This is a genomic window from Bacillus sp. FSL M8-0266, assembly GCF_038613425.1.
GTDB classification, from domain to species: Bacteria; Bacillota; Bacilli; order Bacillales; family Bacillaceae; genus Bacillus; species Bacillus pumilus.
Map to the genome: position 1 here is coordinate 3,021,873 of NZ_CP152015.1, position 13,130 is coordinate 3,035,002.

Annotated in this window: 12 protein-coding genes and 1 pseudogene; 3 read left to right on the forward strand and 10 right to left on the reverse strand. The window is 43.4% G+C overall.

Translation table 11 applies throughout. The annotated features are described in order from the left end of the window. Window positions 1–46: 46 nt before the first annotated feature. Window positions 47–976, reverse strand: a complete 930-nt coding sequence (locus MKY83_RS15680; RefSeq protein WP_342487459.1) for a WYL domain-containing protein — start codon at window positions 974–976, stop codon at window positions 47–49. Window positions 977–1,058: 82 nt separating this feature from the next. Here MKY83_RS15680 and MKY83_RS15685 point away from each other — a divergent pair, with 82 nt between their 5' ends. Continuing rightward, window positions 1,059–1,709 (forward strand): NAD(P)H-dependent oxidoreductase, encoded by a 651-nt coding sequence (locus tag MKY83_RS15685; RefSeq protein ID WP_342487460.1) that lies wholly within the window; start codon window positions 1,059–1,061, stop codon window positions 1,707–1,709. A 256-nt stretch (window positions 1,710–1,965) separates the two neighbouring features. Next, a complete protein-coding gene (locus MKY83_RS15690) occupies window positions 1,966–2,118 on the forward strand; it encodes a hypothetical protein (protein WP_185106782.1) in 153 nt (50 codons plus the stop codon). A gap of 414 nt (window positions 2,119–2,532) precedes the next feature. Here MKY83_RS15690 and MKY83_RS15695 read toward each other — a convergent pair whose 3' ends face one another. The 9 genes and pseudogenes from MKY83_RS15695 to MKY83_RS15735 all read right to left on the reverse strand — a co-directional run bounded on the left by MKY83_RS15695 (window position 2,533) and on the right by MKY83_RS15735 (window position 12,845). After that, window positions 2,533–5,424: a collagen-like repeat preface domain-containing protein gene (locus MKY83_RS15695; RefSeq protein ID WP_342490535.1), complete on the reverse strand. Its 2,892-nt coding sequence runs from the start codon at window positions 5,422–5,424 to the stop codon at window positions 2,533–2,535. Between the two features lie 439 nt (window positions 5,425–5,863). Continuing rightward, window positions 5,864–6,663: pseudogene (locus tag MKY83_RS15700) on the reverse strand (N-acetylmuramoyl-L-alanine amidase). 58 nt (window positions 6,664–6,721) lie between these two features. Then, window positions 6,722–6,985, reverse strand: a complete 264-nt coding sequence (locus tag MKY83_RS15705) for a phage holin (RefSeq protein ID WP_319609942.1) — start codon at window positions 6,983–6,985, stop codon at window positions 6,722–6,724. Window positions 6,986–7,008: 23 nt separating this feature from the next. Beyond that, a complete protein-coding gene (locus MKY83_RS15710) occupies window positions 7,009–7,221 on the reverse strand; it encodes a BhlA/UviB family holin-like peptide (RefSeq protein WP_034324986.1) in 213 nt (70 codons plus the stop codon). 39 nt (window positions 7,222–7,260) lie between these two features. Next, complete coding sequence (locus tag MKY83_RS15715; RefSeq protein ID WP_342487462.1) at window positions 7,261–7,407, reverse strand: XkdX family protein; 147 nt, start codon at window positions 7,405–7,407, stop codon at window positions 7,261–7,263. Then, window positions 7,404–7,676 carry a hypothetical protein gene (locus tag MKY83_RS15720; protein WP_265208112.1) on the reverse strand — a complete coding sequence of 91 codons (273 nt, stop codon included), beginning with the start codon at window positions 7,674–7,676 and terminating at the stop codon, window positions 7,404–7,406. The genes MKY83_RS15715 and MKY83_RS15720 overlap by 4 nt, the downstream gene beginning before the upstream one ends. 15 nt (window positions 7,677–7,691) lie before the next feature. Then, window positions 7,692–9,296, reverse strand: coding sequence for a BppU family phage baseplate upper protein (locus MKY83_RS15725; protein ID WP_342487463.1), 1,605 nt, complete (start codon window positions 9,294–9,296; stop codon window positions 7,692–7,694). Between the two features lie 10 nt (window positions 9,297–9,306). Continuing rightward, entirely contained in the window at window positions 9,307–11,178 is a 1,872-nt protein-coding gene (locus tag MKY83_RS15730) for a right-handed parallel beta-helix repeat-containing protein (protein WP_342490536.1), read from the reverse strand. A gap of 41 nt (window positions 11,179–11,219) precedes the next feature. Then, window positions 11,220–12,845, reverse strand: a complete 1,626-nt coding sequence (locus tag MKY83_RS15735; protein ID WP_342487466.1) for a phage tail protein — start codon at window positions 12,843–12,845, stop codon at window positions 11,220–11,222. Between MKY83_RS15735 and MKY83_RS15740 the strand changes: the two genes are divergently transcribed. After that, on the forward strand, window positions 12,824–13,123 hold the full coding sequence (locus MKY83_RS15740; RefSeq protein ID WP_342487467.1) for a tyrosine-type recombinase/integrase: 300 nt from the start codon (window positions 12,824–12,826) through the stop codon (window positions 13,121–13,123). The two genes, MKY83_RS15735 and MKY83_RS15740, sit on opposite strands and share 22 nt — an antisense overlap. Window positions 13,124–13,130: the final 7 nt, after the last annotated feature.

Here is a 13,130-nt window from a genome sequence, read left to right on the forward strand (position 1 = left end):
TTTTTTAATATGTTAAGTTTGTGATTCAGAGACAATCCGTTCACTTTCAATACTGCTCAATCATTTCTTGTAATTGAGTCAAATAACTCTCTTTTAATTCATCTGGGTATTCAATTTTCACATGTTTCCCAAATGAGATCAAATAGTGAGTCATATACGATAATTCTTCTTGGTTGTACCCACCTACAATATATGGAGTATCATCAATGATCTCCAATCTCATATTCGGGTAATGATTCTTCAAAAACTTTTCTTTTCCTTGTTCCGTTAAACGACATTTAAATGAGATATCATGATAAGTTTTTTCGTACTCGATCTGCAGTGCTTTTAATTCTTCCTTCGTAAAGGTGTCTCTGCCTTCTTCAATGATCAAGTCCTTCATAAAGTCACATCTATAGATGTCCCACTTTTTATTTTGAACATCATATGCTTTGGTGAACCAAATCCCATTTCGATAAAACAACTCAAGAAATTGCAGCCTGATCCTTTTATTTTCATATTGAGTGTACGTCATCTTCGCGATTTGATCTTCCATCATCGCCTGTAAAATCAATTCCAAATGATTTTGTTCACTAACTGGTGCGACATTATAGTAATGAATCACATCCAAAGTCTCCGTAATCATTTGTTTTCTCTCATCAGACATTGTGGCAAACAGTTTTTGCCGAATTTGTGAGTAGGACTTTTTAAATGGTGTTGCTGATACTAGGTCAAGAGCTTTAAGAGCGAAAAAAATAGCTTGAACTTCATCGGTATTGAAATAAATAGGAACCAATGGAGATTGTTTCACCAGTCGATATCCACCATGTCTGCCAGGTTCAACATAAAAAGCTAAACCCATGGACTCTAGCTCTTCCATATCTCTCAAAGCCGTACGTTTCGATATGCCAAATTCGGTTTCTAAATCCTTTAACTGAAATGAGTATTTATCACTTAAAAAAATAAGCTCTTGGTTTAATCGTTCTGATTTTTTCATTTGATTTTCCTTTTAAAAAGGTGACATGTTTTGTCATCTTTATATTTTATACTCAGTTTATCAAAAGAAAAGGAGCATGTATATGCAAACATTAATCATTAACGCGCACCCTGATTTCACTCATCGAGAAAGTTATTCAAACAAACTGCAAACACTATTTTTAGAACAGTTTAAAGAAAGATACCCTCATGATGAACCAACAATTTTACATTTACATGAAACTGAAATTCCTCGTATCGAAAAAGACCAGCTGCTACGTATTTGGAATAAGCAAGCATCTGAACAAACATTAACAGCTACCGAAGAAAACATCGCTGCTGCTTCATCTGCTTTATTGGCTCAATTCAAAGCACATCATCGAATCGTCATTGTGTCACCTGTTCATAATTTCAATGTGACGTCACGTATGAAAGATTATATAGATAATATTTTTATTGCAAGAGAAACGTTTAAATATACAGAAAATGGTTCAGTTGGTCTGATGACTGACGATTATCGTGTAATTTTGCTTCAAGCAAGTGGCTCAATTTTCACAAATAACGATCGATACACACCTCTGGAATTTTCACATCATTACCTAAAAGAAATATTTCAAAACTTGATGGGGTTTCATCAATTTCATATTGTCCGAGCACAAGGAACAGCGATTTTAGAGGAAGAAACGATCTTGACATCTGCAGCTGACGATTTGTCTAAAGCCTTTGACGAGTTTTACTCGCCTAGCGAGATGTGAATTGGATTTTTTCAAAAACAAAAAGACCAAAAACGTTTGATTTCACGTTTTTGGTCTTTTTTTATTAACCGATTGAACCTTCCATTTCAAACTTAATTATTTTTGGGAATCACACGGAAACGTACGTTCTCTTGTTGGCGTGATTCCTGCGGTTTATATTTGTTTTACGTCATATAAAATAATAAGCCGTCATATGTTTGTGGGTGTTTTGTGGGTGTACCCACATAAATATATATTAATTAAGGAAGTGAAATACATGAATATAAACAAAATAAGATCATTCCTTTATAAAACATCAAAATACCTGGGTGACCTCAATGCTGTTCAAAAGGGTACTATAGGCAAACGTATCATGCGACGTGCTGCGGGTAAAGCATCCGGCAAGCTAATGAAAAAGATATTCAAATAAAAAAGAAGCCCCCGAAAAGGGCTTTTTTAATTAAGCGAAATAACCGATACTTGATGTATGACCTCTTATAGCCTCATCCTGTTTTTTTAAAACACCTATAACTTTAACAAACTTTAAAATATAAAAAACTATATCAAAATATTGATATAGTAAAAAAGAAACTAGTTTTATATTTTTAGAATTCTAGATTAATCAACTCTTATATTCTTTACATTTTATTTCCAATAGCATTTTAAAACAGATAGATCACTTGCAAATCTAGTGCTCTTGATGTTTTCTTTTTTAATTGTTACATAGTTACAAGGAAGAAATATACTTTTTATGATGTTACCTATATTTATATTACTCGGTTTGTTTAAATAGGTTTTTGCTTAAAGTACGTTTCCACGTTATATTCGCGGTACTTCTTATTACTTATTGAAGTTTGATTATACTAACAGTAGTTCGTGTAAAGTTTGTTGTAGCTCCTTGATTAATTAATGTCAAAATATTTGGAGAGCTACCTGTGTTTAATACTATCCCTTGACTTAGCATTGCATTTTGTCCCAGGTCCCCTCCCATCGGTGCTACTGTAGCAGCTGAATCTGCTCCAGGTATATTTACTCCATTTAATCTTAGGGTTGCAAGTACTACTCCATCACTTGGATAAGTAGCTTCTGTCCCATAATTAATGTAATAAGTTTGATTAGGTGCCAATGAAATATCAGTTGACCCCGGTGTATGAGTAATCGCAGTTCCATTTAGAGTAACATTTGTATTTAATGGAATAGCTGCTAGTGAAGCAATATTAGAAGTCATCCCCGTGCTAAATTGACCGTTATTAGCCGTTATAAGTGGACCCGTTGCTCCTGTTGCTCCCGTATCTCCTGTCGCTCCTGTAGGACCGGTGGCTCCCGTGGCTCCTGTTGCTCCTGTAGGACCTGTTGCTCCTGTTGCTCCCGTATCTCCTGTCGCTCCTGTAGGACCGGTGGCTCCCGTTGCTCCTGTTGCTCCTGTAGGACCGGTGGCTCCCGTTGCTCCTGTTGCTCCTGTAGGACCGGTGGCTCCTGTTGCTCCTGTTGCTCCCGTATCTCCTGTCGCTCCTGTAGGACCGGTGGCTCCCGTGGCTCCGGTGGCTCCTGTTGCTCCTGTAGGACCGGTGGCTCCCGTATCTCCTGTCGCTCCTGTAGGACCGGTGGCTCCCGTGGCTCCGGTGGCTCCCGTGGCTCCCGTGGCTCCCGTGGCTCCCGTGGCTCCCGTATCTCCTGTCGCTCCTGTAGGACCGGTGGCTCCCGTGGCTCCCGTGGCTCCCGTATCTCCTGTCGCTCCTGTAGGACCGGTGGCTCCCGTGGCTCCCGTATCTCCTGTCGCTCCTGTAGGACCGGTGGCTCCTGTTGCTCCTGTTGCTCCTGTTGCTCCCGTATCTCCTGTCGCTCCTGTAGGACCGGTGGCTCCCGTTGCTCCTGTTGCTCCTGCGGCTCCGGTTGCTCCTGTTGCGCCTGTTGCTCCTGTTGCTCCGGTGGCTCCTGTTGCTCCGGTGGCTCCTGTTGCTCCGGTGGCTCCTGTATCTCCGGTCACTCCGGTAGGACCGGTGGCTCCTGTTGCGCCAGTGGCTCCCGTATCTCCTGTCGCTCCTGTAGGACCGGTGGCTCCCGTTGCTCCGGTTGCTCCTGCGGCTCCGGTGGCTCCTGTTGCTCCTGTTGCTCCCGTATCTCCTGTCGCTCCTGCGGCTCCGGTTGCTCCCGTTGCTCCGGTTGCTCCTGCGGCTCCGGTTGCTCCTGTTGCGCCTGTTGCTCCTGTTGCTCCGGTGGCTCCCGTGGCTCCCCTATCTCCTGTCGCTCCTGTAGGACCGGTGGCTCCGGTGGCTCCTGTTGCTCCTGTTGCTCCGGTTGCGCCGGTTGCTCCTGTTGCTCCTGTTGCTCCCGTTGCTCCTGTTGCTCCTGTTGCTCCGGTTGCTCCTGTTGCTCCGGTGGCTCCCGTGGCTCCGGCGGCTCCCGTGGCTCCCGTATCTCCTGTCGCTCCTGTAGGACCGGTGGCTCCGGTTGCGCCGGTTGCGCCGGTTGCTCCCGTGGCTCCCGTATCTCCTGTCGCTCCTGTAGGACCGGTGGCTCCGGTGGCTCCCGTATCTCCTGTCGCTCCTGTAGGACCGGTGGCTCCTGTTGCTCCTGTTGCTCCTGTTGCTCCCGTGGCTCCCGTGGCTCCGGCGGCTCCCGTGGCTCCCGTATCTCCTGTCGCTCCTGTAGGACCGGTTGCGCCGGTTGCGCCGGTTGCTCCCGTGGCTCCCGTATCTCCTGTCGCTCCTGTAGGACCGGTGGCTCCTGTTGCTCCTGTTGCTCCTGTTGCGCCTGTTGCTCCCGTGGCTCCCGTGGCTCCGGCGGCTCCCGTGGCTCCCGTATCTCCTGTCGCTCCTGTAGGACCGGTGGCTCCCGTGGCTCCTGTTGCTCCTGTTGCTCCTGTTGCTCCGGTTGCTCCCGTTGCTCCCGTTGCTCCGGTGGCGCCTGTTGCTCCCGTGGCTCCGGTGGCTCCCGTTGCGCCTGTTGCTCCCGTGGCTCCTGTTGCGCCTGTTGCTCCCGTGGCTCCCGTGGCTCCGGTGGCTCCCGTTGCGCCTGTTGCTCCCGTGGCTCCCGTATCTCCTGTCGCTCCTGTAGGACCGGTTGCGCCGGTTGCGCCGGTTGCTCCCGTGGCTCCCGTATCTCCTGTCGCTCCTGTAGGACCGGTGGCTCCTGTTGCTCCTGTTGCTCCTGTTGCGCCTGTTGCTCCCGTGGCTCCCGTGGCTCCGGCGGCTCCCGTGGCTCCCGTATCTCCTGTCGCTCCTGTAGGACCGGTGGCTCCCGTGGCTCCTGTTGCTCCTGTTGCTCCTGTTGCTCCGGTTGCTCCCGTTGCTCCGGTGGCGCCTGTTGCTCCCGTGGCTCCGGTGGCTCCCGTTGCGCCTGTTGCTCCCGTGGCTCCTGTTGCGCCTGTTGCTCCCGTTGCGCCTGTTGCTCCCGTGGCTCCGGTGGCTCCCGTTGCGCCTGTTGCTCCGGTGGCTCCCGTTGCGCCTGTTGCTCCCGTGGCTCCTACTCCTGGTCCCGTTGGACCTGTTGGTCCTGTTGGTCCTGTTGGTCCTGCTGGACCTCTTCTACCTCTACCCCCTGGACGACCTTGGATGACACACACACAAGGATCCTTTTCACAGCAAGGATTTTTCACTGGTTTTCTTGTTTTTCCTTTCTTACAGCTATCACACTCCCAGTCATAATCTTCATACGAACCATACCAACTTCCTCGTTTATTAATATTTCCCGAATGAGATGTACATAATTTTCCGCAATGCCTACACCTTTTCATAAAATCACCTCTTTAACATCTTATGTACCTGATCTACATTAGTGAGTTTGTTTAGAAAAATGAATAAAAAGTCTAAATTAACAGATGATTTATAACAACATTTTTATTATTGATAAATATGTATAATGTTCTTTTTCTTATATAGTTTTCAAAAAAGCTTTAGTAAGGAATTACAATAAATTATTCCCCTCCACAAGAAAAATAAGATAAAGACACAAAAAGAAAAGACCTCCCCATAGGGGGAGATTATTTCTAGATGGAGTAAAACCATGAGAGATTAAAGACATGTGATCTGTATACTATATGTAAGCGGAATTGGAAAAGTGATTTTTTATAAATTTGGAGTTATAACCACTAGAAGATTTGGATAAAATATGTCCGGGGAACCTCCTCTAATGCTTGTGGATAGAAAAAGACCTCATTTGATGTGAGGTCTTTCTTATTTTAATACTTTTTGAAGAGCTGCTTTAGTGTTCGGACCATAAATGCAATCAGCAACAAGACCATGCATCAATTGGAATCGTTTGACCGCATCCGCTGTTTTTGGTCCGTAATAGCCATCGACGCCGTTATTTTTCGCCCTTTGTCCGGGTAGTAGTAAACCGCCGCCAGGGCTTCTTGTACGGCTTTTACTGCTGATCCCTTTGTAAGAGGCTTTGTAACTTTTAAAATTCCTGTTGGCAAACCATATGACTTTTTAGCAGGCTTGGAAGCCGCTGTTTTGGATGGTGCTGCTTTTGTTGGTTTAACAGTCGGCTTTTTATTTGTATGAGCAACGGCGATCCCGGCTTTGAAACTGTCCCAACGATTAAGCAGGCGGCGGGGACATTCTTTCCCGCTCCAATGCTTATGAGGAACAACGTTTGCCAATGTAATGCCTTGTTCCTGCATTAATTGGCGAATCAACCATTGAGCATTTTCGATCGCCTTCTCAAAATCTCCGTCAGCATTTTCACAAATTTCAATGCCGATCGACTTCATATTGCCCGTGCCTCTGCCGTCTCCTGCGTGCCATCCGTTTTCGTTTAATGGTAAATGCTGATAGATACAATTTTCATCCACAGTGTAGTGCCAGCTAACGGCTGTACTAGATCGTTTAACAAAAGCTGCGTGACTTGCTGCGTTTGCCCCTTTTGCTGTATTGGCTGTGTTGTGGACCGTAATATATAAAGGCTTCATATAGTTGCCTGGTCGATTGTTATTCCCTTTTGAAATGAAGTCTTGAATGATTTTTACCATTGTTCATCGTCTCCTTAAAATTGTTTTTCAGTATTAAAAAAGCCGCCTGGGGCAGCTCTTATTTTGTTAATCCTTTTTGTTGCAGCGCTTCTTTTTGGGCTTTACCTCGACTTGTCACATAGTTGTTTTTGTACCATGCAACAAGGGTTGTCACTAAAGTAAAGATCATTGAGAAGGCAAGGTACAATGTTTCAGCCAACGAAGTGAACTGGTCCTCACTGATCGGCAAAACAGGTTTGCCAAACATGATAAGTCCTTGATTGATTAGTGCAATAAAAAGAAGCACCGTGCGAACGACCGTGCCTTTGTCAAAGTTTTTCATATCAAAAATTCCTCTTTTCATTTTTATTTTTGGTTTCTTTCAATACGGTCCAATTTTTCGATTACAACGTCATATTTTTCACTGAATTTTGCTAGTACGTCATTTTGTGCGTCAATTTGTTCGTTTAGCTTGTTCTCACGCTCTTTTGTCGTGTTCAATACATAAAACAACACCCAACAAAAAAGCACCGCAAAGGGTCCTTGTGTCATTAAATACTGTGCCAAATCCATTTCCATAACTCTCACCTTCTCCCGCCATAAGCATAAAAAATAAGCCTATACCTCGTATGGCTCACCTGTTATTTCCTCGTATTGTTCGGGTGTGATTGTCCCCGCTGCTACTGTGTTATAAACCATTTCTTTTGTCCATAATTCTCTATCATAAAAACCTTTGATTCTACTGAACCAATCGAAATCACTCACGATGGATCACCCCCTAATGCAAACAAGTAATAAAGCTCTGCAACTTGTTTCTCCATGAGGTCTATTTTTGACGGCTGCGGCGTTGGTTGCAAGCTCTCTATATACTCTTTAGATGCTGATTCAAACCACACTCTTTTTTTCTCGTCATACTCGGGAAGATACAACCCCTCTTGTGGTCTTACATCCGTAGCATTTTTCGGCAGCTCGTCATGATCAATTACATCTTCGCCTTGATATTTAAAATTTTCGTCATAGTAATAAATGTGCATGATGCTTCCCCTCCTTTACCACAACGGAATAGATTCATTTATTTCAAATCTACTTACAAAAGAATTATCGTTAGCGGACATTCCATCAAAGCGTAAAGAACCATCTTTCTCTAATGTAAATCTAGCAGACCCATAAGAACCTACTGTTGCACCGACAAACACAGCTTTTGTTAACGGTTTTTGAGTAAAACGGGCAATGACTGCATCATTCGCCGGGACTCCCTCAAACGATCCTCGAAGTAGTAAGTCATTTTGACGTATGGAGAATTGGAGAGGGTTTCCCGCAAATTGTTTTACTGTTCCAGCGACTAACGTTACCTGATTCCATGTGCTGATTGAATCATCATCCGTCAGCATCCGTTTCCATCCTTTAAATGATCCGTCCGTATGGACTGTGCCGAACCAATGTGAATTATCGCCACTTCTAACAATATGAAAGTATTTACGGTTGTTACTGTTATCAATGACATAAATATTGAACCAAGATGAATCGGTTTTACTCGGCATATTGACAACGTTTGTGCCTACTGCATAGTAGTAGCCGGAAGGCAGCGTTAATATGTCCGTACCATTCGGCAACAATTGGCTTTGCCCTGTTTCGGATAGCAAATTGTGATTAGATAGCCTTGCCCATCCACTCCATATATTATTGTTTAAATAATTGGTGTAGATGTTGTTAATGTAATCTGTTGCGTATACCCATCCAAACGTCCCCTTTCCATTTGTCGTTGCATCTGTAACGTGGAAGAAACCTCTAAAAGAACGATGATTCGGCAAGTCTTTTGAACCAGCTATTGCATAGAAGGTTCCTTGCCCTAATCCATTATTGATAACTTCGTCTAAGATGCTTAAAGAAGTATCCTTAATTGAGATCAACGGCATACCTGTATCAGCCGTGATTTTCTTTTGTTGAAAACCCGAAACAAGGTCTTTAACCATTTTCAAAGCGCCGGCGGGTGTCTCTGCGTAATCCTCCGTATATTTTTTAGCTACTGCAAGGGCTTCGTCTACTTTATCTTGTGCGCCTTGTTTGGTTTCAAGCGCTTCGAGATCGTCAAGTTTCTCCTTCATTCTATCTAGTTGCTCTTGAAGCTCTTTCGTGATCTCGTCAATGTTTCCTTGCATATCGTCAGTTCGCTTTTGAATATCGCTTTCAAGCTCTGTTGCCATGCGTTCAATTTGTTTTTTCAACGATTGAAAATCATCAATATAAAATTCCGCTGCCGGGACAATGTCCTGGTCAATTAAGTTACGCTGAATATCAAATGTAAATTCGTGAATCGACAAGGCTTGTCCATTTCGATAATACAAATTTAAAGACGCTTGAACCTTGCCATATAGCTTGATCTCGTTATTATCTAGGACGTATTCGGCGATCCCTTCGACTTTATCAACAAGAGTGATATTCCGAACGTTCTTGGATCCATTGTTAAATAAAAGTACGAGTTTTCCGTCAACCGCTGAAAGAGGCAAAGGCACGCCATCTTTACGCAATTGAAAAACTAGCTTTGCTGTGCCGATGTCCTGGGTCGAAAAAACAATTTTTGAATCGTACACGCTTTGATCATAGGCATCAACCACGAAAGGCAGCACGCCATTTTTAAAAAGTTGATTCGTCATGTTATCCCCCTCAAGTGATATTTTCAACGGTACGAATAGGATCAACGCTTTTATCGTTTAATGCAGATACTTTCCCGGCTCCTTTTAATCGGTTGCCGTAATGCTGAATAGCTGAACATTTGCTTGTTAAATACATACCATACCTTCCCGTTTTCCCAATTGCTGTATTATTACGAACGGCGCTATTTTTCACGCCATCCATAAATAAAATAAAATCGTAATCATCACCACGCTTGCCCGCATTAATGATCGTGTTTTCATCTACCTGTACATAATCAGAATCACCCGAGACAGATATTCCCGAAAACCCGATTTCTTCTAGCGTGTTATCATCCACAGAAACGAAATCGCAACTTCCTTCCTCGATCCGCACGCCGTTACCCTGGATGTCTCGCCCTGTGTTGTGGTGTACCTTTCCCCGTGTGCTACGGGTAACTAAAATGCCATGATGCCCGACATTTTCTAGGTTGTTATCATGAATGACAAAGTGTTTGACGTCAGACACATGAATACCGTGCCTGGTTGTGCCGTCAATTTGATTGCCCTCAATCACCACATGATCAATGGTTTGATAACCTTTACGCCCATAAACTTGAATAGCATGTTTATTTTTCATTTGTTTAAATTTATTATTTGTGATCGTATGTCGCTTTGTTTTGTTGACTCTGCCCGTTGGGTTACCGTTTTTGTCTTGTGTATACACACTATTAACCACTGGCAGCATGATTCTTACGCCATTGGCACAGTTTTCAAAAGTGTTACCATCAACAAATACATCTTGCCATTTGTTGCCCGACACCGCCCATTCTGTGCAATCGTAAACCTTGTTGTTGAGGAATCTAATACCCGAATAGAGAACGCCGTCCGTGCTTGTATGTGAATCTATCGCTCTAGGATAGCCCCCAAGCTCTGCTGATTTACGAATAGTACAATTTTGCATTGTAAGGTTTCTTGTCGGTGTGTGATCATAAGCGCCAAAAGCGCCAAAATTGCCCGATGATCTCATCAAATCGACTTGAACCGCTGCGGAAAACCATCTATCCCCCACATAATCCGCAAACCCTTCAAATGTCACATTGTCGATCAGCACGTTTTCATTGCCCGCACAATCAAGAGCATGTCCCCCGCAAACATTTTTCAATGTGAGGTCTCGCATGATAATACCGGATGCATGAGCGAACCCAAAAATAGAGCATTGCTGCTTGATTTCGTGTCCCATGCTGTCGATTGTTCCTTGTCCGTCAATGATCAAGTTTCCGTGCCCTTTGTACCCGGTGAAACTCTCATTTAAATCACCATTTACAAACATGCTGCCAACAAAGCCACGCTTGATCGTTGCCCCTGCCTGTAAAGTGATATGAGTGTTTTTATAAATCCTCACCCGTTCCCGCAGCGTATAGCCCCCTGGGGGAATATAAAGCCAAATGGGGCGATCTTTTGCTATTTCTAATGCTGCTTGTAAAGCCTTTGTGAAGTTGCCGTATTTGTTTAAAAACGGCTGCAAAGACACGATCGAAAGCATGTCATTCACTTTCTTTTCAAGCTGATCAAAGTCATATTCAAGACGATCATTCAAAGTCGGATGAATAGTCGCATCAAGCGAAACCCTTCCATCCACAACTTCTTTTATATCGTTGCCATCATGATTGACAATCAGATTAACAAGACGGGACCAATAACTATTAAGCCAGTGTGCAACGCTTTTCCCTCTGTGGACGATGCTTGCCGCTTCGTGGGCTTTTTCGCTCCCTTTATGTTCTTTGATTTCTATGTCTAGTTGGTTCAAAGCGTTTTCTATTGATCTTGCATTTTGCGATAGGTTGTCTTCAAACTCTGCATTTCTGCCAATTTTAAAGACTTTCAATAAATTGAACCTTCCCATGCTATCAGCTCCTTTCATAAAAAATAGCCGACGTTTGATCGTCAGCTATCTAAGTAAAATGAAATATTAATTTGTGCGCCGTTTGGTATATCGGCAGCCGTTGGGCTGATCCTTTGACCGTCTTTAGCAAGCATAATATTCATGCCGCTTGGGTTGGTCGTATCAATGGTTGCGCCTGCCGTGATCCCCTTTAGACTTAAATCAAAATCAACGCCCACCCTCGGGCTTTTCGGTTTTATGTCGAAACCTATATCAATATCTATGGTGTTCCCTATCTCGTCAATTTCAGCTCCGTCTACGCTGCTATCATCAATTGACCAGGTTTTCGTGACGGTTGAATATGACAAGCTCAAGTCCTGGGAAACCTTTGTATTGATATTGCTCAATTGGCTTTGCGTGCTGCTTGCTATGCTCTTTTGAGCCTCAAGCATTTCGGCTATTTCTTTCTTGATTAAATTCCGCTGCTTTTTCATTGCGACGGTCTGCTCTAGTTGATAGTCAATAATGTCTTTACGATAATTTGTGAGCGTGACTGACGGCTTCATGTCCAAATTGAGAGGGTTATATTTGATTTCCTGTACCCTTACCTCTCCTTCAAACAGGATGCCGTATGATGTATCTGCAATGACTGGAACAATAGCGCCTTTACAAATGTTGTCCTCAATCGCTTCGAGCTTCGGATCATACACTTTTTCAAAATCCAATTCGATCGTTAATTTTGGATAAGGGTCAACTTTCTTTTCCAAAAATTTTTCCATGTCCTCTTTTTTTGAAATGGAATCCTCGTAAACTGTTTCCGCTACTCTCGGGCGACCGTCTACAAGAAAAAGTTTTTCGTCGGGGTGAATATATGTCACAGGTGGGAACATGTACTTTTCATCATTTTTAAAGGTCCGATAAAGTCCAATAAAATTCCCGTTAGGCACGCTCACCCGGAAACCCGTTTTCATTTTTTTCGTGTTCGGGTTTTTGCTGTCCTTTCCCTTAAACGTTGCAACGACCGTATGCTCTTTATCCTCAAGACCTCGAATCACGTCAACCGTTTCAACCACATGACTTTCTTTGCCCGTGTCTTTGTACGTGCTGAATGTTTTGTTTGTCTTTTTATCTATGTTGAACGTGATTTTACCGCCTAATTTTTCTTTGATCAGCTTCACGCTGAAGCCTGTCCCTTTAAACGTAAAAGAGAACGTTTGTCCAACGTCCTCCGCATACATGGCATTTAAATCACTGTTTGTTTTCCATTTCCCCGATTTACTATCATAGCCTTTTGTTTCCTCGCTTGCTGTGTCCTTTTCTTCTTTTACCTTGCCATAACCCTTTATCCGGGTGAAAGATTCGGACAAGCTGCTTTTAACACTAATCGTATTCATATTCGCCCTGGTATCTAATTTGTAATTGATCCGCTTTTTGATTTCTTTGAATACGTAAATATGATCATTGTTTACATCAAGTTCCACGACAAAAGCCGATATAAGATCGTTCATCAGCTCTAACGACTTTTTCTTGCCGAATCCTTCTAGTTTGGCTTTCAATCCTTTAGCATCCGGCATGATGGTATATGAAAAGCCGCTTCCTTTTAAAGCGTGTTTAAGGGCTGTGTCTATATCTATTTCTCCGTTAATTTCTTCATCAACCTGGTTATATGTCAGACGAACAATATACATATGATCAGTTCTTTCAGCATGAGGGTAAATGGTTAAAAACAAATGTTGTGAGGGAGTATTTCAAAGAAGTCTGTAAAAGAGCTAATCTTACCGTTCTGTCTCCACATGCTTTAAGACATAGCCATGCTGTACACCTCTTAGAAGCTGGCGTGAATATTAAATATGTATCTGAACGGTTAGGTCATTCTAGTATAAAAACAACCGCAGACAAGTATCTCCATGTCACCAAAAAAATTGAGGACCAAGCAATGGAAATGTATCTGCGGTATGTTCAATAATTAAATT

Bases quoted from the DNA above. Each gene is read 5' to 3' on its own strand.
- MKY83_RS15735 (WP_342487466.1), bottom strand. From the start codon at position 12,845: ATGTATATTGTTCGTCTGACATATAACCAGGTTGATGAAGAAATTAAC.
- MKY83_RS15720 (WP_265208112.1), bottom strand. From the start codon at position 7,676: ATGCACATTTATTACTATGACGAAAATTTTAAATATCAAGGCGAAGAT.
- MKY83_RS15680 (WP_342487459.1), bottom strand. From the start codon at position 976: ATGAAAAAATCAGAACGATTAAACCAAGAGCTTATTTTTTTAAGTGAT.
- MKY83_RS15685 (WP_342487460.1), top strand. From the start codon at position 1,059: ATGCAAACATTAATCATTAACGCGCACCCTGATTTCACTCATCGAGAA.
- MKY83_RS15695 (WP_342490535.1), bottom strand. From the start codon at position 5,424: ATGAAAAGGTGTAGGCATTGCGGAAAATTATGTACATCTCATTCGGGA.
- MKY83_RS15710 (WP_034324986.1), bottom strand. From the start codon at position 7,221: ATGGAAATGGATTTGGCACAGTATTTAATGACACAAGGACCCTTTGCG.
- MKY83_RS15705 (WP_319609942.1), bottom strand. From the start codon at position 6,985: ATGAAAAACTTTGACAAAGGCACGGTCGTTCGCACGGTGCTTCTTTTT.
- MKY83_RS15725 (WP_342487463.1), bottom strand. From the start codon at position 9,296: ATGACGAATCAACTTTTTAAAAATGGCGTGCTGCCTTTCGTGGTTGAT.
- MKY83_RS15730 (WP_342490536.1), bottom strand. From the start codon at position 11,178: ATGGGAAGGTTCAATTTATTGAAAGTCTTTAAAATTGGCAGAAATGCA.
- MKY83_RS15690 (WP_185106782.1), top strand. From the start codon at position 1,966: ATGAATATAAACAAAATAAGATCATTCCTTTATAAAACATCAAAATAC.
- MKY83_RS15740 (WP_342487467.1), top strand. From the start codon at position 12,824: ATGTCAGACGAACAATATACATATGATCAGTTCTTTCAGCATGAGGGT.